The organism is Anabaena sp. PCC 7108 (assembly GCF_000332135.1).
In the GTDB taxonomy this organism is placed as follows: Bacteria; Cyanobacteriota; Cyanobacteriia; order Cyanobacteriales; family Nostocaceae; genus Anabaena.
Genome location: NZ_KB235896.1, coordinates 4080735 through 4102514, shown reverse-complemented (window position 1 = coordinate 4102514; position 21780 = coordinate 4080735). Strand labels below are relative to the sequence as shown.

The following is a 21780-nucleotide window of genomic DNA, read 5'->3' as shown; positions in this document are numbered from 1 at the left end:
GTATAATTTTTCATTTACTCTTTTCCCCATACCTTAGTCTTTGTTCAGAAATTATCCATAAAAATTAGCAATAATTTAGTTCTACAAGAGCTACATTGGAAAGAACTCTATGTTGCTTTATCAGCTTGGGTCAACATGAATAGTTCTACTTCTTTCTCAAATGGCTCATCTCCCTTTGACTTTTTTAAGTTTGACTTAATCGCACCATCACCCAAACAAGACACTGAATTACTCAAACAGCTATCTTTTCTGCCTGGGTTACAAGAAATTCTCATGCTGCGTCAGGTTCACGCCCTAGAACACGCTACCGTTTGGGTTCTCAGTGAAATCAAAAGCGCTTGTATACCTGCAAGAAAGCCGACAAATGTGCAATTGGATAACGAATTACTGGGCGGCTTGTCTACCGAACATGGATTTTATCTTTATGGTGATGTTAATATCAGTCATCTGCGACGTGCGGTAACATTAGCCCAACATCGCCTCACCAGTGGAGAATGGGATTTAGCTGTTCATCCCCGTTGTGGTACAAATTTATCTGTAGCAATGCTATTGACAGCCGGAATGGCTGTAGGTGTACATTTGTTGCTACCATTTCGACCTATTGAACAACTCATTGGTTTAGGTTTAGCAGCGACAACAGCATCGGAACTAGCCCCCAATTTAGGTTCTATAGCTCAACGTTATTTAACAACAGCTATCCCATTTAATCTAGAGACTGAAAATATTACCCGTACACGGGATGCTTGGGGACGTGAAGCACATTTTGTCAAAGTGAACTGGTGTGAGTAAATAAGTAGGTTGGCGTTAAAAATTGTCGTTATGACAAGGCAGGAGGCAGGGGGCAGGGGGCAGAAGGAAAGAGGTTTTTGGGCAACTTTACTTTTAGTTACATAGTACTCTTCGAGAAGCCGCTCCGCGTCTACGTTTTTTTTGTGCCTTTCTACTTAAATACCTATTAATTGTGTGATGAGAAAACTTTACTTTTTAGTACCAGGAACAGATGGAAAGTTTGCCTGTGGTGGTCTTTGGGCGGAGTTAAAAACAGTTACTTTAGTTCAACAGATTTGTAGTGCTGATGTTGTCACTTACCGTCAACGTGAACCAGGTAAACTTTTTCTTGACGATCTGCTCAAGCAGAACAACTTAGATCATGTTATTTTTGTGATTAGTTGGGGATTTGATATCGCTAAACTAGCGCCTAAACTGCAAAAATACAATGTGGTTTATCATGCTCACACTGCTGGTTATAAATTCAATCTACCGTCAGATATTCCCATTGTGACAGTCAGCCGTAACACGATGGGATATTGGGGACAAAAATCACCTAATTCTTTAATTTATTATTTACCTAATCAAATCGCTGATGAATTTACAAATTTGCATCTTGAACGAGATATTGATATTTTAGTTCAAACCCGAAAATCTTCTGAATATTTAATTAAAGAATTAATTCCCGCATTGCAGCAAAAATGTAAAGTCTTTGTCGTTGATTCTTATATCGAAGATTTACCGGGATTATTCAACCGCGCTAAAATTTATCTTTACGACTCTGCCGAATATTGGGCGCAACAAGGCGTGAGTGAAGGTTTTGGCTTACAACCAATGGAAGCTCTCGCTTGTGGTTGTCAAGTTTTTTCTAGTGTCAACGGCGGACTTTCTGATTATTTAGATCCTGGATTTAATTGCTATAAAATAGCTGGCTATTCTCTAGAATATGATGTGCAGAGAATTTTAAAGTCTCTCACATCACCAATCACACTAACTTTATCACCGGAGGTTTTATCAGAGTACCGAACTGAGAATATTTTACAGCGATTGCCAGTGATTTTGGCAGAAATAAATGAGTTCTTTGACCACAAAAGCCATAACTCAGTCAAGATTCAAAATTTAACAAGATTGCGTTTAGCAAAATTATTTGTAGGTAGAGTATATGGTAAACTAAAGAAGAAATATTTTTCTAAGTATTTGTAATCCAAAATCCAAAATCTAAAATCCAAAATCTAAAATCTAAAATCCAAAATCTAAAATCCAAAATCTAAAATCCAAAATCTAAAATCCAAAATCTAAAATCTAAAATCTAAAATCCAAAATCTAAAATCCAAAATCTAAAATCTAAAATTATTATGAGTCGTCGTTTACTAGTTACTGGGGGTGCGGGGTTTATTGGTGCAAATTTTGTGCATCACTGGTGTCGGGTTTATCCAAATGACCGTGTAGTAGTTTTGGATGCTCTCACCTATGCTGGAAATCTCCCCAATTTGAAGTTAGTTCAGGAATACGAGAATTTTGGCTTTGTCCAGGGAGATATATGCGATGGCTACGCCGGCCAAGGGCAACGCACTCTTGTTGATAAAATATTAGGAGCAGAAAATATTGATACCATAGCTCATTTCGCTGCTGAATCTCATGTAGACCGTTCCATTCTTGCTCCTGGGGCTTTTGTACAAACTAACGTAGTTGGAACCTTTACCCTTCTAGAATCCTTCCGTCAACACTGGGAAACAAAAGCACAGCCAGAAAATTATCTTTTTCTCCATGTTTCTACTGATGAAGTCTATGGTAGTTTATCCCCAGATGATCCGGCTTTCTCGGAAACTACAGCATACAGTCCCAATAGTCCCTATTCAGCCTCAAAAGCTGGAAGTGATCACTTGGTTCGAGCCTATTACCACACTTATAAATTACCGACAATTATCACTAATTGCTCTAATAATTATGGGGCTTTTCAATTTCCAGAAAAGTTAATTCCTTTAATGTGTATCAATATTTTAATGGGTAAGCCATTACCAGTTTACGGAGATGGTAAAAATGTACGAGATTGGCTTTATGTTAATGATCATTGTCAGGCTTTAGATGTGGTAATTCATCAAGGAAAGCCAGGTGAAAATTATAATATTGGCGGTAATAATGAAGTGGAAAATATCAGTCTTGTCAAAACTTTATGTCAAATTATGGACGAGTTAGCACCTGATTTACCAGTGAGTCCGGCTGAAAAGTTGATTACTTTTGTCAAAGATAGACCAGGACATGACCGACGATATGCAATTAACGCCAATAAGTTAAAAACTGAGCTTGGTTGGAGTCCTTCTGTGACAATTACCGAGGGTTTACGTCTCACAGTGCAATGGTATCTGGAGAATAGTGATTGGTGGAAACCACTACTATCTGAGGAATATCAAGCTTATTATCGGCAAAATTACAGTCAGTAGGGGCGTATTGCAATACTGTTCAGTTAAGAATATTCGTAGGTTGGGTTTCCTTACGTCAAAGGCCATTGGTCACAATCCGGGAACCCCGTCCAAATCTCCCCAACCTACACATTTTTATTTTTTAGTAGGGGCGTATTGCAATACGCCCCTACCGCTTTTGAATATTAATGTCATGGAATCTTGATATAACTCCCTTCTCAAAACTCCTTATGTCAGGAAGTTATGACATATTGATCCCCGAAGAACTGATAAATACGTCAAACAGACCAAAAACCGTCTTCAGACCCCTTGCTCACTAGGCATGATTACCGGTTAGTATTTATTTGAAGAAAGCAAACCGCTGATCCCAAAGAAATGCTAATGATGGCAGGACGAGGAATCAAAAGCTTGTATTTCTCAATTTAAAAACAAACTAAAACATTTATAAACTGGGCAAAACCAGAAGTCAGGAATAAGAAATTCATCTGGGATAGGTGACATTTTAACAACCATTCTATAACCCGGGGAAATCATTTACCTTTAACACTACTGGAGGCCAAATTAATGGCAAAAGAACGCCCCCCGCTAGAGGAGATGACATTACGGCAACTTCGTAAAGTTGCTAGTGAATTTAGCATTTCTCGCTATAGCCGAATGCGTAAATCTCAATTGCTGGCATCGATTCAGGAAGTCCAGCACAACAAAGTTTCGCTTAGTCCATCTCGTTCACTGGAGGCACAGGAGACCGTGGAAGCAGCAAAGTTTGAATTAGGTCAGGAAGATCGTACTGGTGGCTCTCTAACTGATGTAGATGAGGTGCTTGCCGATTTACCAGCGGGTTATGGTGACAGCCGTATTGTGCTGCTACCACGTGATCCTCAATGGGCTTACACATATTGGGATATTCCCAATGATCATAAAGAGGAACTCCGCCGTCAAGGGGGACAAACCCTAGCATTGCGGATTTATGATGTCACTGACATCAATGACATTGAATACCAAAGTCCTCACAGCATTCAAGAATATCCTGCTGATGAATTAGCAAGAGAGTGGTACATACCCATTCCAGTGAGCGATCGCGATTATGTCATCGATATCGGTTATCGTACCGCAGATGGTCGTTGGTTAGTACTAGCTCGTTCTGCTAGAGTTCATATTCCTCCCGTCTATCCTTCCGACTGGATTGAAGATGTCTTCATCACCGTAGACTTTGAAGAAGACTTACGCGGTAAGACTAAGTATGAACTAGTTCCCCCAGCTAAGAAAATTGCCACTACCGCTGCTGGTGCAAATGGCAACCCCATTTATGACGAAATCTTTGGTTTAGCAGAATCTGCTGAAGCACAACGGGTAGCTGGTTCTATATTTGGTTCCATGCAGCACGTAGCCGGTTCTGTCAGTCCTGAAAAATCTATCAGCTCCTACGTATTCCCATCTGGTGTAGGTATGTGGGCAGTTCCTAGCGTGTCTGGTTTAACCATGTCCGGTGTAGGTATGTCTGGTGTAGGCTTCTCCGCTTCTGCTGTGCCTGTACGTCCTCGCAAGTTCTGGTTAATTGCCGACGCTGAATTGATTGTATATGGTGCAACTGAACCAGATGCGAATGTAACTATTGGTGGTCGTCCAATTAAGCTGAATTCAGATGGTACATTCCGCTTCCAAATGTCCTTCCAAGATGGTTTAATTGATTACCCAATTTTAGCTGTTGCTGCTGATGGTGAACAAAGCCGTTCTATTCACATGAAGTTTGAACGTGAAACACCTTCTCGCAATACCAATACCAAGGATGAAGCTGTTCTGGAATGGCTTTCGTAATTCTTGGATTTCACATTGAATTTTACATTACGCCATAACTGCATTTTTTAATAATCCCCGCTATAGTAATCCTGTAGCGGTTTTTTTCATGATATGTACTTAAAAACCTGCTTTGCGAGCCGCAACAGCTGTTGACACCTATATTTATGAGGGAAATTTATGAGGGGATTAGTAAGCGATCGCTGACAGATACTTGTCTAATTAGCTTATCTGTTGTTATATTATCTATAGCTTCTGAAGTAATCTATAGCTTCCAATAGCTCCTAAAAAATTTGGTTTTTGACTGAGTGAGAATGTAACCTGAAGATATCTATAGTTTCTGAAGTTATGGGTCAAACTAAAAAGGCAAAAATTACATTTACTTGCTCACATGAACTACGGGAAGAGTTAGAAAGTATTGCAAATGCTGAAGATCGTACATTATCCAATCTTGTAGAACGGATGATTACACGAGCAATTCAGAGCTACAAACCTCAAGACCAGAAAGCAAGTTAGCCGCACGCACAGCCAGCAAAAATCGGCATGACCAACCCACAACCAGTAGACACCAACACCCGTTTAACCAACATCGACTCACACCTACAGCAGTTAGATGATGAGTTTGAGACTGTCAAACAGCTTTTGATATCAGCCGCTTCCTATGCTGAATCAGCCAATAATCGCATTGACAGGCTATCAGAAAGGCAAGATATCACCCAAAAACAGCTTGACGGGTTATCCGTAACAGTTCAAGTCATGGGCGAAAAAGTTGACAACTTTATTGTCAAAGTAGATGAGCAGTTTGACCGATTAAGCCACAAAATTGATGATTTTGTGGATACAACCAAAGCGCGTAATGCTGTAGTAAATAATGTAGTTCTCGAATTACGAGATAGCCAACAATCAACAAATGCTGCTATAGAGAGGCTGGAGAGAATTTTAGAGCAATTGCTGAGGCAAAAAGATTAAAATAATTCGTAATTCGTAATAGTGCCTACGGCAGGCTACGCCAACGTAATTCGTAATAATGCCTACGGCAGGCTACCGCCAACGTAATTAAGTTTTGCAACGGGGATTTAGCTGAGGCATCAAAAATTTCTGTCTGTAGAGGCAGGGGAATTAAACCCCCAGCATTGGTTAAAGCGGATTGTGAATTCATTTACTGTCATTTTTTTGTATCGGGCAGTTAACAGGTAAAATATTACATGAGAATGATAAGGCAAGAAATTCAATGATTGATTTGTTATATCCAGTAATAATCCCCGCTATAGTAATCCTGTAGCGGTTTTTTTTGTGATCATAACCGCAGATAAACACAGATGAACACAAATAAATTATTTTTGATATCTATGCCAATAATTAGCGCCAGTTTATTATTAGGTTGTCAGGATATGGTGGCTAATTCAGCCCCAAAAACATCTACTAATTGTCCTGGTAATAATTCCCAGTTTAGTATTGAATTTTTGAAGACTAATAATCAAGGTGAAAGATACAGTAAAGGGATCAATCATGTGATTCTTTTTAATCCTAAATCACCTAGTTTAGATTTTAAGGTGAATCTGGGTTTAGCTCATAAAATATATGCTAAAGATAGTAGAGGAAATTTTCGTAAAGAATTCATACCCAAACAGTTTGGTCAATTGATATCAGACGAAAATTCAAAATTAAATGGTAAATCACCAATTGCAGCTATTAATGCTGACTATATAGATACTGTTAATAAACCCCAAGGTTTAAATATTTCTCGTGGGGTAGAGTATTCAGGTGCGTTTAAAAATAAACGTTCTTCCTTTGGGATATCAGGTGGAAACCCAAGGCAACGTAGAGCTACTATTGATACTGGGAGAAGAGCAGCGAATTCTCTTAATTACAATTTAGTAGGTGGTAATGGTAGATTTTATAGTCAAGGTCAGTTTAAAGATATTTGTAAAGCCTTGGGAGAATTTGCTTGTAAAGGTGCAACTAATCGCTCTATGGCTGCAATTACAAATAAAGGTTATGTAATTTTGTTAGTTAATGATGTGAAAGCTAATTCTAGTATTCAAACTTCTGCAATTAATAAAGAATTGCTACCCAGTCAGTTTGATGATGTGTTATCAGGAATTGCTAGAAATAACTGTTTAGGGAGAATTCAAGAAGGGATTTTATTTGATGGGGGAATGTCTCCGGGATTGTTTTATAACAATAAGGTATATGTAGAGAATTTTGGACCCATTGGATCGGCGTTTTTGATTTATAAGAAATGATAGTGCGATAGTTTCAGAAGCTACTTTACATCTGACAGCGTTCTAGATAAAGTTGAGAAACCTTATCTTTTGGATTACGACGCAAACAATCTTCAAAACGTAACCCTCATAACTAGACGTGCGCCTGACAATGCATCTGGCTCAAGAGTGTAGAGATTGCCTGTATTAATTTATCTGGTTCAATAGGTTTGGCAATATGTTGTTGAAAGCCTGCTTGTATTGCTTGTTGGTGATTAATATCTCCGGCGTAGGCAGTCAAAGCGATCGCGGGAATCTGTCCACCTTGCTCTGGTGGCAAAGCTCTGATCTGCCGCATTAGCATATATCCATCAATTTTTGGCATCCCGATGTCAGTAATGAGGATATCCGGTGGGGATTGAGTTAAGGACGTAAATGCTTCATCAGCGGAGGCAAATGCGATCGCCCTTGCCCCTACTTGTTCCAAAAGAAAAACAATCAGATTTCGTGTATCAGTGTCGTCATCAACCACTAAAATGTGGAAACCCTTTAAATCAAGAGATAGTTCTGACAATTGAACATCTTGATTAACAGTTGGTACAGTGGGCATCAGTGGAAACTTAACCGTGAATGTAGCTCCCGTTCCTTCACCCTGGCTCTCTGCCTCAATAGTGCCACCGTGCAGATTCACTAAATGACGCACGATTGCCAGACCCAAACCCAATCCACTAAACTTACGGGTGGTAGTGCTATCCGCTTGCCGAAAATAATCAAATATATGAGGTAGAAATTCAGGAGAAATACCCATGCCATTGTCGCTAATGGTAATTTGAGCTTGATTATCAACCTGTTCCAATCGCACCTCAATCCGACCCTTTGGGGGTGTAAATTTAACGCTATTGCAGAGCAAATTCCATATCACTTGCTGTAAACGGGTTGAGTCACCTAAAACAAGTCCTAGATCCGGATCTAGCATAGTTTTTATCCGAATAGACTTGGCTTCTGTTGCGAGTTGCACAGTTTCGATTGCTGCTTTAATAGTTGAGGCTAGATTAATCGGGTTACTTGTGAGACTAAGCTTGCCCCGTAGAATCCGGGAAATATCCAGCAAATCTTCAATCAATTCAGCTTGCAGTTTGGCATTCCGCTCAATAGTTGCCAGAGCTAACTTTGTTTTTACCTCGTCTAGCTTGCCAGTTTGTAGCAACCTAGACCAACCCAAAATGGGATTGAGGGGCGATCGCAATTCATGGGATAGCACCGCTAAAAATTCATCCTTAATCCGGTTGGCAGCTTGGGCTTCTTCTCTGGACGCTTCTGCCGCCGACCGTGCTTGCTGTTCTGCTTCATATAACTGGTGCAATTGTTTAATGTAGTGGCGTTCACGAGCAAGCAAGTGTTCGCGTTCGCGTTCGGCTTCTTTCCGCTCTGCCCGCACCAGTGCATCCCGCATTTCTCGACGCACTGCCTCTGACAATCGGTTTAAGTTGTCTTTCATCACATAGTCGTGAGCGCCCGCTTTCATCATTTCCACAGCAGATAATTCGCCAATTGTGCCGGAAACGACAATGAAAGGAATATCTTTTTGACTCTGCTTCACAATTTCCAGAGTTACAGATGCATTGAATCCAGGTAATCGGTAATCTGAAAGGATCACATCCCAGCTACATCTCTGAAGGGCCGCACGTAGCTCTTGAGCTGTTTGGACACGCTCCCAGATGGGATTGAAACCATTGCGATGTAGTTCACGGATAACTAACATAGCATCAGCCTCTGAATCTTCCACAATCAACACGTTCAAGGGTTGAATCATACTTGATAAGTTCTTTGGTAACCTTTGAGTATTCCCCAACTTTTTAGGACTTATGTAATTTGCATGAGGTTATAAACCTATTTGCTCATTAATTTAGCCATTATGATTAAGAAATGTTAATTTTTGAGAGAAGTAGGAAAATATTTTAGTTAGAAAAAATGATGACGATACTCACATTTGTTCATTAAATTATTTGGCGTTGACGAATCGAGGGATGCAACTCAAATATTCCATCTCCCAAACTCTTGCTTCCTGTACCTCTGCGTCAGATAAATTCATACTTTTATTCAGCAACGCCAAATAATTTAAGATATATATCTATGTTAATCAAAATATCTAGTTGTTGAAAAAATTGTATTTTTGACATACTCAAGTCTAAAGACACTGAGAGTCTACGGATAAAATCAATATTGCCCAGAGATGAAGCCCATAATTTACCAGATGGCGCGATTTAAGTGGTGTTCAAATGGCTGGCTAATCATGCCCTTGCTTACGCTCAAGGGAGAGATAGTTTTTTTTGAGCTACACGCCTTCAGTTAACTTAACTTGCCAATGCTTCTAGTGTAGATAAATGAGTTAATCAGAAGTTAAATTATTGTAGAATATAGATTTACCATCAATCGGTATTTCTGGATTAATGTACCTATGAAAGGTGGTTGAACTATGATGACAATTCCGGGTTATCAAATTCAGAAAAAAATCCACAAAAGTCCTACTTCACAGGTTTATAGAGGAATTCGTGAACGGGATAGTTTGCCAGTAATTTTCAAGATTTTGACCAAAGAATACCCTACACCAGAAGAAATTACCCGATATAAACTCGAATATGAAATTACCCACAGCTTATCACTCGAAGGTGTAATTAAGTCTTACGATTTACAGCCATATCAAAATACTTTTATCATCATCCTAGAGGATTTCGGGGGTGAATCTTTAGCTAATAGGATAGCTACAAGCAAGTTTACCTTAACAGAATTTCTCAACTTGGCTATTCAAATAACTAAAATTTTAAATGATATTCATAGTGCCAAAATAATTCATAAAGATATTAATCCATCCAATATTGTTTTTAATTCAGAAACACAACAACTTAAAATTATTGACTTTGGTATTTCAACTGCTCTATCCCAAGAAACCTTAACTTTCAAAAGTCCCACAGTATTAGAGGGAACGCTGGCTTACATATCTCCAGAGCAAACAGGGAGAATGAACCGTTGCCTAGACTACCGGACTGATTTCTATTCTTTAGGTGTGACTTTTTATCAAATGCTCACAGGTTGTCTACCATTTAATGCTGCTGATACTTTAGAATTTATTCATTGTCATATTGCTAAACAACCTATCTCACCTCAACAGTTAAATCCAAATATTCCTCCAGTAGTTGCCGATATTGTGATGAAATTGTTGGCTAAAAATGCTGAAGATAGATATCAAAGTGCTTTAGGGCTAAAAGCTGATTTAGAAACTTGTCTAACTCAATGGGAAACGAATGGTGATATCTCTCATTTTGCTATTGGTAAGCTAGATTTATATAGCAAATTTTCAATCCCCCAAAAGCTCTATGGACGAGAAGCTGAAGTTGCGACTCTGTTAGCAGCTTTTGAGCGCGTTAGCTCTGGTAGCACAGAAATGATGCTAGTTTCTGGTTACTCAGGTATTGGTAAATCTTGCTTAGTTCATGAAGTTCATAAACCGATTGTCCGCCAACGGGGTTATTTTATCTCTGGTAAATTTGACCAGTTTAAACGGAATATACCTTTTGCTGCCTTGATTCAAGCATTTCAGGATTTGATGGCACAACTGCTGACAGAAACCGATGAAAAAATAGCTGTTTGGAAATATAAACTTTTAACAGCCCTTGGTGCTAATGGCCAAGTAATTATTGATGTTATTCCCGAAGTAGAACGAATTATTGGCTCTCAGCCAGCAGTTTTGCAATTAAGTCCATCTGAATCACAAAACAGATTTAATCGAGTATTTCAAAGATTTATTCATGTATTTAGTCAACCCGAACATCCCCTAGTTTTTTTTCTAGATGATTTACAGTGGGCAGATTTGTCTTCCCTTAAACTCATCCAGCTAATTATCTTAGACCCCGATAGTCAATATCTATTGCTAATTGGGGCATATCGAGATAATGAGGTAAGTTCTACTCATCCGTTAATGCTAACTTTGGAGGAGATTGAAAAAACTGGGGCAATTGTGAATAATATCATCCTCCGGTTTTTGAATATTACTCATGTCAATCAATTAGTAGCTGATACTCTGCACACAACAGTTTCTCCGGCACATTCATTAGCTGAATTGGTTTTTCAGAAAACCCAAGGTAATCCTTTTTTCTTAACTCAATTACTCAAGTCTCTTTATGAAGACAATTTATTGTTTTTTGAGTTTAATTCAGGTTATTGGCAATGGGATATAAAAGTTATCCAAGATATTAACATAACTGATAATGTCGTTGAATTAATGATTAGTGAAGTTCAAAGACTGCCACTAATTACGCAAAATATTTTAAAGTTAGCTGCCTGTGTGGGAAATAAATTTAGTTTAGACGTTTTGGCAATTATTAATGAAAATTCACAATCAGAAACAGGAATAGATTTATGGCCAGCACTGGAATCTGGTTTAGTGATTCCACTCAGTCAGTTCTATCAGATTCCTCTCCTATATGAGCAAGACATATCTGCAAGTCTGCCTGGTGAGAAGTTGACAATTGTTTATAAATTTTTGCATGATCGGGTTCAGCAAGCATCTTACTCACTCATTCCCGATTCTCAGAAAAAACAGACTCACCTAAAAATTGGGGAACTGCTATTAAAGGAAACATCGGACGCAGAACAAGAAGAAAGAATTTTTGAAATTGTCAATCATTTAAATATCGCTACTGAGCTAGTTAAAGATGGCATCCAAAGAGAACAATTTGCCCAGCTAAATTTAATTGCTGGCAAAAAATCCAAAACAGCAACGGCTTATGGAACTGCCTTTGTGTGCTTGAATAAGGGAATTGAATTATTAGCAGATGATTGTTGGTATAGCCAATATCAACTCACTTTAAATCTGTTTGGAGAAGCAGTTGAAGCGGCTTTTTTGAGCGGTGATTTTGCACAAATGGAGCGCCAGGCAAAAATTTTATTACATCAAGCTCTTAGCCCTTTAGACACTGTAAAAGTGTATACAACAAAAATTCAAAGTTATATTGCTCAGAATAATTTACCCTTAGCAGAAAAAACTGCACTGATAATTCTCAAGCAGCTAGGTGTAGAATTTCCTGAAGATCTCAGCCCAGAAAAAATTCAACAAATCCAGGAACAAACTAAACGGAAATTCTCTAGCTACACTCTGGAAGAATTAATTAATCTGCCAGAAATGACCAACCCGAATTATTTAGCAATGATGCGGATTTTAGTAACAGTTGTGACAGCTTCTCATCAATCTACATCTAAATTATTTCCTCTAATTGTGTGCAAGCAAATTGAGCTATCTCTCAATTATGGCAATGCACCAACATCTGCTTCTAGTTATTCTTGGTATGGCTTAATTCAAGCAGGATTAGGAGGTGATATTGATATTAGTTATCAATCAGGTGAAGCTGCATTGGCTTTGGTAGATGATTTAAAAAACAAGAACTTAAAAGCCAAAACTTATAATATTGTTCATGCTTTTGTTCGCCCCTGGAAACGACACGCCCAGGATTCATTGTCGCCATTGTTAGAAACCTATCAAATTGGACTGGATACTGGAGAGTTAGAACATGGAGCTTATGCGCTCTACAATTATACGGGGATTTCTTTTTGTACGGGGAGAAATTTGGGAGAGATGGAGCAAGAGACAGAAATGTTTGATCATGCTATCCATCAAATTCGCCAGGGAACTGCTCTAAGTTTTCTGAAAATTTTTCGCCAAACTGTTTTAAATTTGCGAGGTCAGGCTGATAATCCCTGTCGCTTAGTTGGGGAGGCTTATGATGAGCAGATCATGATGCCGCAGCACCAAGCTAATAATGTGCAGTACGCTATTTGTAGTGTTTATCTGAATAAGTTAATTCTGGGTTATTTGTTTGAAGACTATCAACAAGCTTGGGAAAATGCTGAATTAGTTGAAGCATTTTCTGAGGCGTTAACTGCTGCTTTTAAATATTCATTAATTTATTTTTATGGTTCTTTAACTTATTTAGCTGTATATCAACAATCTGATGCCAAAAAACAGGCTCTGATTCTCGAAAAAGTAGCAATAAATCAGGAAAAAAGCCAGCAATGGGCGGAATATGCCCCGATGAATCATTTGCATAAATTTTATTTAGTTGAGGCAGAGCGTCACCGGGTTTTAGGACAGCAAGTGGAGGCGATGGATAATTATGAAAAGTCCATCGCTCTTGCAGCAGAAAATAACTATCTTCAGGAGGAAGCTTTGGCCAATGAACTAGCTGCTAAGTTTCATCTGGCCAATCATCGGATAACTGTCGCCAAAACCTATCTAAAAGAGGCGCAATATAGTTATTTAAGATGGGGGGCAACAGCTAAAGTTGAGGATTTGAAAAGACGTTATTCCGAATTGCTAGAACTGGGATTTACAAGAACCAGAATAGATAAAGTTGACACTACACAATTGACTACAACTGAGTTAGCAGGACTTGACTTAGAAACGGTGTTGAAAGCGTCTCAGTCCATTTCCAGTGAAATCCTCTTAGATAAACTCCTGGCAAAACTAATGACTATTTTGATTGAGAATGCTGGGGCGCAAACAGGTTACTTAATTTTGCCAACAGAAGACGAATGGCGGATTGAAGCGATTGGGTCTTTTGATGATGAAAAAATAGCCGTTTTACAATCAATTCCTTTAGAATTAGGCTCAAAAAACGGTACTTGTTATTTACCAACTGCCCTGATTAATTATGTGGTTCGCACTCAAGAAAGTGTCATTCTCGATCATGCTGCTCAAAAAGGTAACTTTCAATCTGATCCTTGGATTATGCAGCACCAATCGAAATCAATTCTGTGTGCGCCCTTGTTGAATCGGGGAAAACTGACGGGAATTATCTTTTTAGAAAACAATCTCACTACTAATGCCTTTACTCCAGAGCGAATTGAAATCCTGCGGTTACTTTCTAGTCGGGCAGCTATTTCTATTGACAATGCTCGGTTATTAAAGTATCAGGCAGAATTGAATGCCTCTTTACGGGCGGAAATTAGCGATCGCCAAAAAGCAGAAAAAGACCGTGATCGCTTAATTGCCATGCTGGAAGCCACTACAGACTACGTTGGCATGGCAGACTCCCAAGGCAATATCCTCTGGAATAATGCTCAATGTCGTAAACTGCTTGGCATTTCCTCAGATGCAAACCTTTCTACCTTGAGCGTTGCCAACTATCATCCCCAATGGGCGCTAGAGATTCTGCAAAACGAGGGGATACCAGCAGCGATTCGAGATGGGTCTTGGGTTGGTGAAATAGCTTTATTGGACAGTGATGGCAGAGAAATTCCAGTTTCCCAAATGCTGATTGCTCACAAAGCAACAGATGGCAGTGTGGAATATTTTTCTACGATTGTCCGGGATATTAGTACCCTCAAAGCTATAGAGGCAGAAGTCCGTCAACTTAATGCCGAGTTGGAAGAACGGGTAAAACAACGAACTGCTCAATTAGAATCTGCTAACAAGGCGTTGGAGTCGTTTTCTTATTCTGTTTCCCATGATTTGCGAGCGCCTTTACGGGCAATTGATGGCTTTTCGAGAATGATGCAAGAAGACTACAGTGAACAACTGGATACCGAAGCCAATCGTTACTTAAAAATTATTCGAGATAATGCTAAACGCATGGGTGAATTAATTGATGATCTGTTGAATTTATCCCGTTTGGATCGCAAGGCAATGTCTAAGCAGCCTGTGTTAGTCAATAAGTTAATTCAACAGGTGCTGTGTGATTTGACTCCAGAATACTCAGGCCGTCAGATTGAATTTGCGATCGCTGATTTACCCATCTGTCAAGCTGACCGTTCCCTGCTTGCACAAGTCTGGATCAACTTGTTATCAAATGCGATTAAATACACTAGCTACAAATCCATTGCCCATATTCAAATAGGTTATGAAGTTATCGATAACGAAGGAGTGTACTTTATCAGCGATAATGGGTCAGGGTTTGATATGCAGTATGCTGATAATTTGTTTGGGGTTTTCCAACGTCTGCACCGCGAACAAGAATTTAAAGGTACAGGTATTGGACTAGCAATTGTCCAAAGAATCATTCAACGTCACGGTGGACGCATTTGGGCTGAAGCAGCGGTGGATCAAGGTGCAACTTTTTATTTCACCCTTCCTAATATATAGGACTTACGCACTGTACAAATTAATCATGGTATGATTTCTACGAAAATAGGTCGTTTTAGGCTTTGATTAATGATTACTTTGATGGTAAATAGCTTGGCACAATTAAATATAAAACCTCGCTTCCAAACCTCTCCCCTGGTAGGTTGGGGGGTTAGGTTTATATTATATTTTTTAACGCCCACTTACTTAAATAGATCCGTGCTGTAGGGATTTAGCAATGCTAAACCCCTACGACATATCGGTTTTTTTTATAATCCATATTTTGTATTTTCTGTCAATGCGTAAGTCCTAATATTAGCCCTTTCAAGGTGGTGAAATTTGGAACGAAGATTGGTTATTTCAACCTTCAAAAAACCCAAAATATGAACCTAAGAGTCAAGATGATAGCACTGAAACGACGTATCTTCGTTAGTCACCTTGAAAGGGCTAGTCCTAATATACAGGAGGTGATTCTTAACAGGTGACAGTACGAGAAATATTATTGTAAGTTAATCTTCACTTTCCAACATTTTCTTAGCTTCTAAAAGTCGCTGTTTATGCTCTTCAGTCAGAGTTGGATATTGTAAATTTAATTCTTGTAATTTTTTACAGATAATATCGGCGACTATCAACCTTGTAAACCATTTACGATCAGCAGGAATAATATACCAAGGTGCAAATTCAGTGCTAGTGTGATTAAAAACTTCTTCATAAGCATTCATATAATCATCCCAAAAAGCACGCTCTTTTACATCACTATCTGAAAATTTCCAATGTTTTTCTGGTGAGTTAATTCGGTCTAAAAAGCGCTTTTTCTGTTCTTTTTTAGAAACATTAAGAAAAAACTTGAGGACAATAATTCCATTATTTACTAAATATTTCTCAAAATTATTAATTTCCTCAAAACGCTGTTGCCATATCTGTTTACCTTTAGGAATACAGTGCAGTTGTTGTTTTTCTAGAATTTCTGGATGTACGCGCACAACTAGTACTTCTTCATAGTATGAACGGTTAAATATGCCAATTCGTCCCCGTTCTGGTAGAGCCTTCATTGATCGCCATAAATAATCATGGTCTAATTCTTCTGCACTTGGTGCTTTGAAACTAAAAACCTGACATCCTTGGGGATTAATACCAGACATTACGTGTTTAATGGTGCTATCTTTACCAGCAGCATCCATTGCTTGAAAAATAATCAGCAAGGCATAGGTGTTTTGAGCATAAAGAATATTTTGATAATTAGCTAATTGTTGAATACCTGCTGTTAATTTTATGTTAGCATCGACTTTTTCCTCAGATGATGTTTGATAACTTGGATTATAGTCATTTTTTAAAGAAATCTTTGTACCGGGTGGAACTATAAAAGGATCATGATTCATTTGAAATATTACCTGAATTGGGAGGGGAGATGTGGAGACGCAGAGACGCGGAGATGCGGAGACACGGAGACGCGGAGACGCGGAGATGCGGAGATGCGGGGACACGGAGACACGGAGACGCGGAGACGCGGAGATGCGGAGACACGGAGACGCGGAGACGCGGGGACACGGGGACACGGGGACACGGGGACACGGAGACACGGAGAGAATAAGGAATTACTAATTATTCATAAAAAAGAGGTGATCACTTCAGAGAAAATAGAGAACACAGAGGAGACAAAATAAATGTTAATAAATTCAACTAACTTTTAATCCCTCTGTGTTTTAACTTATGGAAATTTGAATTAAGAAGCGGCTGACTGTAGTTTTTCCAGTCGCGCTAAAACTTCTGCACTGTGAATATTTGGGTTCACTTTCACAAAAGTATCACGGAGAACGCCCTGAGGATCGATGATAAAACTGTGGCGCATAGATACATAGCCTATCCAAGAACCGTAAGTTTTACTAACTGCGCCGTTAGTATCAGCTAATAAAGGGAATTTTAACCCTTCTGAGTCACAAAATTCGGCATGGGAATCAATGTCATCTGCACTAACACCGATAATTTCCGCATTTTTTTCGATGTATTTGGGCAAATCTTGCTGAAAACGACGTGCTTCGATTGTGCAGCCAGATGTGAAATCTTTGGGATAAAAATACAGAACTACCCATTTACCACGCAAGTCAGAGAGGGAAATTTTGCCCTCTCCTGTATTGGTGGGTAATGTAAACTCTGGTGCTGGTTGGTTAATTGTCGGTAGTTTACCACCTAAAGCATGAGCGGTGGGGGTGAAGTTTAACCAACTCATCAGGGACAAACAAGCGGCAAATAAGATGCTGATAAAAGTGCGGCGGGAAATCATTGTCTCAACCTGAATAATAACTTATGTTAAGTTATCATCCTTGATGGCTGCTATTCTGGTTCGGGTTGAGATTCAGGAAGTTTTTCTGTGCTTTCAATGTATTGGCTCTCTATGAGAAAGGCTCCCATTCCAAAGCGCACGCCCCAATATCCTCCGGGACGACGGTCAAGGACTATACCTTCTTCGCCAATGCTAATGACGTTGGGAGGGCGTAGCATGGGCATTGGGTCAGCGGTTTTGATGTAGGGTGGTAGTGCGACGACACGGACTTTACTACCAATAGGAAATTCTGGGGACATTTTAAGATGGTTGGGAATGTGCAGGAACTCTTAATTTTTAGCAGGGATTTGCCCAATTAGGTTGTTTAAATGCGTCGGTTAACTAAGGTTGCACTAGCTTGGTCAACGGGCATGAGTATGACTTCGTTAATATTAACGTGAGGCGATCGCGTGGCACAGAAAAATATGACATCAGCAACATCATCAGGGGTAAGGGGAGTAACTCCCTGATAAACTTTTTTAGCCCGTTCTGTATCACCATGAAAACGGACTTCACTAAATTCTGTTTCTACCATTCCCGGATCAACAGATGTTACACGAATGGGAGTACCTAATAAATCTTGTTTCAAACCTTCGGAAATGGCTTTGACTGCGGCTTTGGTTCCACAATAGACGTTACCACCGGGGTAAGTTTGATGTCCGGCGATGGAACCAAGGTTAATTACATGACCTCGATTACGGGCAACCATACCGGGAACTACGTAGCGGGTGAGGTAAAGCAAACCTTTGATATTAGTATCAATCATTTCTTCCCAATCTTGAATATCGCCTTCATGCAGTTTATCTAAACCGCGACTTAATCCGGCGTTGTTGATTAAGATGTCAATATTTGACCAAGCTGGGGGTAAATTAGAGATAGTGGATTCGACTGATGCGCGATTGCACACATTTAGTTGCAATAAATGGATTTTGTCAGCCCGTAAATTTAAGGTTTTAGCAAATTCTTGCAAGCGATCGTACCGTCGAGCGGCTAATATCAGTTTTGCACCTGCATTAGCGAAGATTTTGGCGCAAGCTGCACCAATTCCGCTACTTGCACCTGTGATGAATACGATTTGGTTTTCTAGAGAGAGCATAAGTACTTCAAAATTAAAAATGCCAAATGAGGAAATTTCTCACTTTAGGCATCATAGTCCTATTTTATTACCGCATATTTTTGCCAAGCTTACAAAAGAAGGGAACAGGGAACAAATAAAAAACTAAAGTTTAAGAGTTTAAAGCTCAGTCAAAAAAAAGGATGTTTTTACAAGGAGAGTGAGACGAAAAAAACAGTGTCATTATTTCAATCTCATGTTTTTAAACATGAGTTTTTCCTGTTAAGAGTTGCTTCCTGTTCCCTCTGAATTTGTAACTTATCGCTAATTTGCTCTAAAATCTCAAATATCAAGTTAGCGATAAGTTCTTAAATCAACAAGACCAGCTAAGTCATGAAATCTACCGGAATAGCAAAACAGGAATATGACTACCTCGCAGTATTTGTGCTGTTGTGCTACCAATAACTAAATGACGAATCCGGCTATGTCCATAGGCTCCCATAATCAGGAGATTTATGTTTTGGGCTTCCACATAGCGGGCTATTTCCTGTTCTGGATTACCTTGGATAAGTTGACAAATTGGGATAAAACCACCTGCTTTGACTTGGTGTTCGGCAGTTTTTAAATAGGCTTGTGCTGCTTCATCCCCTGGTTTTTTCGCCACAGTCAGCAGATGTAATTCTAGCCCTTTAAAAGCGGGTGAGGTAATTAAAAACTCTAATGCCTTTTGGCAACTCTTACCACCATCATCAGCTAAAAGAATGCGGTTAATCGGTTGATAATTCCTCGATGTCACAAAGCTGGGCTTACTACTAGAACGCAATACCCGTTCTACATTTGCACCTAAATGTCCTGAAGCAAACTCGGCATTTTCACCACGTTTACCCAATATGACTAAATCAGCTTGTGCCTCAAATTCATGGAAACTATCCACCAAAAAACCAGTATGGTGAGTAAGTTTCACCTCGCTGATTCCTTGTTTTGTAAAAAACTGTGCTGCGGCTTGTAGTGTCAATTGGGCTTTGTGATGGTTTATTCTAGCTTTTTCGTGTTCTAAATCTACTAACTGGTTGAGAAGTTCACGGGAAGCGTCGATACCTAAAGTGGCACTAAAATCTCCAGTGGAAACAGCTTTTTGAGCGCGAATATCACTGACAAACAGGACTTCGATAGAGGCTTGTAAACGTGGTGCTAACCAAGCAGCATATTGATAGCTACTTTGAGAGAAACATGAACCATCTGTGCAGACAAGAATTCTTTTCATTATTGATGCCCTGTTTGCTAATTTAGTGACCAGCCAAGTTGTCCAAATCCGTTGATTTGTCGTGAAGAGCTAATTTTTTCAGTAATGTAGCACTGGCTTCATTGAGTCCTGCTAGGTCTACTTCTACACCATTACGGCGAAATTTAATCACGATTTTATCAATGGCTGCAACTGCTGCTTGATCCCAAATATGGGCGTTAGTTAAATCAATTTTCACCGAATCTAAGTTTTCTTGAAAATCAAATGCCGCTATAAATTCTTCTATTGATAAAAAGAATAATGGACCAGAAACATTATATATGCGGTGGCTTTGGTCAGAATTGGGAACTTTGTCCACAAATACTACTTTGGCAATTTTGCGGGAAAAGAAGACTGTACTCATCACTATGCCGACAATAACTCCCATTGCCAAGTTATGGGTCAGTACAGTGACTAAGACAGTTGTTAGCATCACGGCGGTTTCACTTCTAGGGACTAGATGTAGAGTTGTTAATGAAGTCCAACTAAAAGTACCAATAGAAACCATAATCATTACTGCTACTAGTGAGGCCATGGGGATTTGTTTTACCCAAGTGCCTAATGCCAGAATAAAAAACAGTAAGAATACACCTGCAACCAAGGTAGAAAGACGGGTACGTCCACCCGATTTGATGTTAATTACTGACTGACCAATCATGGCACAACCTGCCATACCCCCAAAGAACCCAGTCATGATATTAGCAATTCCCTGACCTTGAGCTTCTTTATTTTTATCACTGGGAGTATCTGTCAGTTCATCAACTAATGATGCTGTCAATAATGACTCCAGCAAACCCACAATTGATAAAGTGATGGCATAGGGAAAGATGATCTGGAGTGTTTCTAAGTTGAGTGGTATTTGAGGAAGTTTGAAAAAGGGTAAAGTCGTGGGTAATTCACCCATATCACCTACAGTTGGCACATCAATTTTACCGATGATGGCAATGGCTGTTAACACAATAATGGCAACTAAGGGTGAAGGTACTGCTTTGGTAAATCGTGGCAATATGTAAATGATGGACAGACCACCAGCCAGCATTGGATATACTTGCCAAGGAACGTTGATGAGTTGCGGTAACTGCGCCATGAAGATGAGAATGGCTAGGGCATTGACAAAGCCAGTCATGACTGCACGGGGGACGTATTTGAGCTTATTACCTAATTTCAGTCGGGCAAAAATAATCTGGATTATACCTGTTAAAATTGTGGCGGCAAACAGATATTCTAGTCCGTGGTTTTTCACCAAAGTAATCATCAGTAGTGCCATTGCACCTGTAGCGGCTGAGATTAAACCTGGTCTTCCACCAACGAAAGCTGTGACGACAGCGATAATAAATGAGGCATATAGGCCAACTTTTGGATCTACACCTGCGATAATCGAAAATGCGATCGCTTCGGGAATCAGTGCTAAGGCGACTAGAGTTCCTGACAAGATGTCTGTTTTGACGTTGGATAACCACTCTCGCTGTAAAACTGTTGTATTCAAATCATCCTCCGCTTTAGTTCAATTTAGGACACAGGAAATTATACAGAGAACACTTCCCGATTCCATTTCTTTTGTCTGCTGGAAATTTTAGAGACAGACTCAGCTTTGCATGGTTTGAATCTCAATAACTACACCTAAAAATTCTCACTTATAGCAGGTGACTCTTAATATCATGTCCGCCTAATCACTTATCAAAAAAAATTCTCCGTGTCTTGAGCGTCAGTCTAAATGATAAGTATATCTTTGACGAGACGCTACGCGAACAACTGGACATGATATAACAGGTGACAGTCTGAAAAGTCTTTTGGGATCTAGCTTTTATAATCAGTTGCTGTCCTC

At 39.4% G+C, this 21780-nt stretch carries 16 protein-coding genes; 8 read left to right on the top strand and 8 right to left on the bottom strand.

Features of this window, described 5'->3' with window-relative positions; all coding sequences use genetic code 11:
• Nucleotides 1-135: 135 nt before the first annotated feature.
• From ANA7108_RS0119220 to ANA7108_RS0119195, 6 genes are all read left to right on the top strand, one after another.
• Nucleotides 136-789, top strand: coding sequence for a DUF6391 domain-containing protein (locus ANA7108_RS0119220; RefSeq protein ID WP_016952445.1), 654 nt, complete (start codon nucleotides 136-138; stop codon nucleotides 787-789).
• 177 nt (nucleotides 790-966) lie between these two features.
• Entirely contained in the window at nucleotides 967-1971 is a 1005-nt protein-coding gene (locus tag ANA7108_RS0119215) for a glycosyltransferase (protein ID WP_016952444.1), read from the top strand.
• A 152-nt stretch (nucleotides 1972-2123) separates the two neighbouring features.
• Nucleotides 2124-3209 carry a dTDP-glucose 4,6-dehydratase gene (gene rfbB, locus ANA7108_RS0119210; protein WP_016952443.1) on the top strand — a complete coding sequence of 362 codons (1086 nt, stop codon included), beginning with the start codon at nucleotides 2124-2126 and terminating at the stop codon, nucleotides 3207-3209.
• A 543-nt stretch (nucleotides 3210-3752) separates the two neighbouring features.
• Nucleotides 3753-5003: a DUF4912 domain-containing protein gene (locus ANA7108_RS0119205; RefSeq protein WP_016952442.1), complete on the top strand. Its 1251-nt coding sequence runs from the start codon at nucleotides 3753-3755 to the stop codon at nucleotides 5001-5003.
• A 327-nt stretch (nucleotides 5004-5330) separates the two neighbouring features.
• Complete coding sequence (locus ANA7108_RS31210) at nucleotides 5331-5498, top strand: hypothetical protein (protein WP_016952441.1); 168 nt, start codon at nucleotides 5331-5333, stop codon at nucleotides 5496-5498.
• A gap of 27 nt (nucleotides 5499-5525) precedes the next feature.
• Complete coding sequence (locus ANA7108_RS0119195) at nucleotides 5526-5951, top strand: hypothetical protein (RefSeq protein WP_016952440.1); 426 nt, start codon at nucleotides 5526-5528, stop codon at nucleotides 5949-5951.
• 25 nt (nucleotides 5952-5976) lie between these two features.
• Here ANA7108_RS0119195 and ANA7108_RS30315 read toward each other — a convergent pair whose 3' ends face one another.
• Nucleotides 5977-6141, bottom strand: a complete 165-nt coding sequence (locus ANA7108_RS30315) for a hypothetical protein (RefSeq protein WP_158318376.1) — start codon at nucleotides 6139-6141, stop codon at nucleotides 5977-5979.
• A gap of 160 nt (nucleotides 6142-6301) precedes the next feature.
• On the opposite strand from ANA7108_RS30315, the gene ANA7108_RS0119190 reads away from it, so the two are divergent.
• A complete protein-coding gene (locus tag ANA7108_RS0119190; protein WP_016952439.1) occupies nucleotides 6302-7228 on the top strand; it encodes a phosphodiester glycosidase family protein in 927 nt (308 codons plus the stop codon).
• Between the two features lie 112 nt (nucleotides 7229-7340).
• Here the strand turns inward: ANA7108_RS0119190 and ANA7108_RS27675 are convergent, their stop codons facing one another.
• Nucleotides 7341-8999, bottom strand: a complete 1659-nt coding sequence (locus ANA7108_RS27675) for a response regulator (RefSeq protein WP_016952438.1) — start codon at nucleotides 8997-8999, stop codon at nucleotides 7341-7343.
• 663 nt (nucleotides 9000-9662) lie between these two features.
• Here ANA7108_RS27675 and ANA7108_RS0119180 point away from each other — a divergent pair.
• Complete coding sequence (locus ANA7108_RS0119180) at nucleotides 9663-15320, top strand: AAA family ATPase (RefSeq protein ID WP_042490558.1); 5658 nt, start codon at nucleotides 9663-9665, stop codon at nucleotides 15318-15320.
• A gap of 488 nt (nucleotides 15321-15808) precedes the next feature.
• Here ANA7108_RS0119180 and ANA7108_RS0119175 read toward each other — a convergent pair whose 3' ends face one another.
• The 6 genes from ANA7108_RS0119175 to ANA7108_RS0119145 all read right to left on the bottom strand — a co-directional run bounded on the left by ANA7108_RS0119175 (nucleotide 15809) and on the right by ANA7108_RS0119145 (nucleotide 21441).
• Nucleotides 15809-16678 (bottom strand): polyphosphate kinase 2 family protein, encoded by an 870-nt coding sequence (locus ANA7108_RS0119175; RefSeq protein WP_016952436.1) that lies wholly within the window; start codon nucleotides 16676-16678, stop codon nucleotides 15809-15811.
• A gap of 344 nt (nucleotides 16679-17022) precedes the next feature.
• Nucleotides 17023-17580 (bottom strand): peroxiredoxin, encoded by a 558-nt coding sequence (locus ANA7108_RS0119165; RefSeq protein WP_016952434.1) that lies wholly within the window; start codon nucleotides 17578-17580, stop codon nucleotides 17023-17025.
• A gap of 50 nt (nucleotides 17581-17630) precedes the next feature.
• A complete protein-coding gene (gene sipA / locus ANA7108_RS0119160; protein WP_016952433.1) occupies nucleotides 17631-17879 on the bottom strand; it encodes a regulatory protein SipA in 249 nt (82 codons plus the stop codon).
• Nucleotides 17880-17944: 65 nt separating this feature from the next.
• Nucleotides 17945-18715, bottom strand: a complete 771-nt coding sequence (locus ANA7108_RS0119155) for an SDR family oxidoreductase (RefSeq protein ID WP_016952432.1) — start codon at nucleotides 18713-18715, stop codon at nucleotides 17945-17947.
• A 358-nt stretch (nucleotides 18716-19073) separates the two neighbouring features.
• The gene (locus tag ANA7108_RS0119150) at nucleotides 19074-19937 is read right to left on the bottom strand and encodes a universal stress protein (RefSeq protein ID WP_016952431.1); all 864 of its coding nucleotides are present in this window, start codon (nucleotides 19935-19937) and stop codon (nucleotides 19074-19076) included.
• A gap of 22 nt (nucleotides 19938-19959) precedes the next feature.
• A complete protein-coding gene (locus ANA7108_RS0119145; protein WP_016952430.1) occupies nucleotides 19960-21441 on the bottom strand; it encodes a SulP family inorganic anion transporter in 1482 nt (493 codons plus the stop codon).
• Nucleotides 21442-21780: the final 339 nt, after the last annotated feature.

What these genes read in the sequence shown, in the direction of transcription:
- ANA7108_RS0119220 (WP_016952445.1), top strand. Translation starts at nt 136, where the DNA reads ATGAATAGTTCTACTTCTTTCTCAAATGGCTCATCTCCCTTTGACTTT.
- ANA7108_RS0119215 (WP_016952444.1), top strand. Translation starts at nt 967, where the DNA reads ATGAGAAAACTTTACTTTTTAGTACCAGGAACAGATGGAAAGTTTGCC.
- rfbB (WP_016952443.1), top strand. Translation starts at nt 2,124, where the DNA reads ATGAGTCGTCGTTTACTAGTTACTGGGGGTGCGGGGTTTATTGGTGCA.
- ANA7108_RS0119205 (WP_016952442.1), top strand. Translation starts at nt 3,753, where the DNA reads ATGGCAAAAGAACGCCCCCCGCTAGAGGAGATGACATTACGGCAACTT.
- ANA7108_RS31210 (WP_016952441.1), top strand. Translation starts at nt 5,331, where the DNA reads ATGGGTCAAACTAAAAAGGCAAAAATTACATTTACTTGCTCACATGAA.
- ANA7108_RS0119195 (WP_016952440.1), top strand. Translation starts at nt 5,526, where the DNA reads ATGACCAACCCACAACCAGTAGACACCAACACCCGTTTAACCAACATC.
- ANA7108_RS30315 (WP_158318376.1), bottom strand. Translation starts at nt 6,141, where the DNA reads ATGAATTCACAATCCGCTTTAACCAATGCTGGGGGTTTAATTCCCCTG.
- ANA7108_RS0119190 (WP_016952439.1), top strand. Translation starts at nt 6,302, where the DNA reads ATGAACACAAATAAATTATTTTTGATATCTATGCCAATAATTAGCGCC.
- ANA7108_RS27675 (WP_016952438.1), bottom strand. Translation starts at nt 8,999, where the DNA reads ATGATTCAACCCTTGAACGTGTTGATTGTGGAAGATTCAGAGGCTGAT.
- ANA7108_RS0119180 (WP_042490558.1), top strand. Translation starts at nt 9,663, where the DNA reads ATGATGACAATTCCGGGTTATCAAATTCAGAAAAAAATCCACAAAAGT.
- ANA7108_RS0119175 (WP_016952436.1), bottom strand. Translation starts at nt 16,678, where the DNA reads ATGAATCATGATCCTTTTATAGTTCCACCCGGTACAAAGATTTCTTTA.
- ANA7108_RS0119165 (WP_016952434.1), bottom strand. Translation starts at nt 17,580, where the DNA reads ATGATTTCCCGCCGCACTTTTATCAGCATCTTATTTGCCGCTTGTTTG.
- sipA (WP_016952433.1), bottom strand. Translation starts at nt 17,879, where the DNA reads ATGTCCCCAGAATTTCCTATTGGTAGTAAAGTCCGTGTCGTCGCACTA.
- ANA7108_RS0119155 (WP_016952432.1), bottom strand. Translation starts at nt 18,715, where the DNA reads ATGCTCTCTCTAGAAAACCAAATCGTATTCATCACAGGTGCAAGTAGC.
- ANA7108_RS0119150 (WP_016952431.1), bottom strand. Translation starts at nt 19,937, where the DNA reads ATGAAAAGAATTCTTGTCTGCACAGATGGTTCATGTTTCTCTCAAAGT.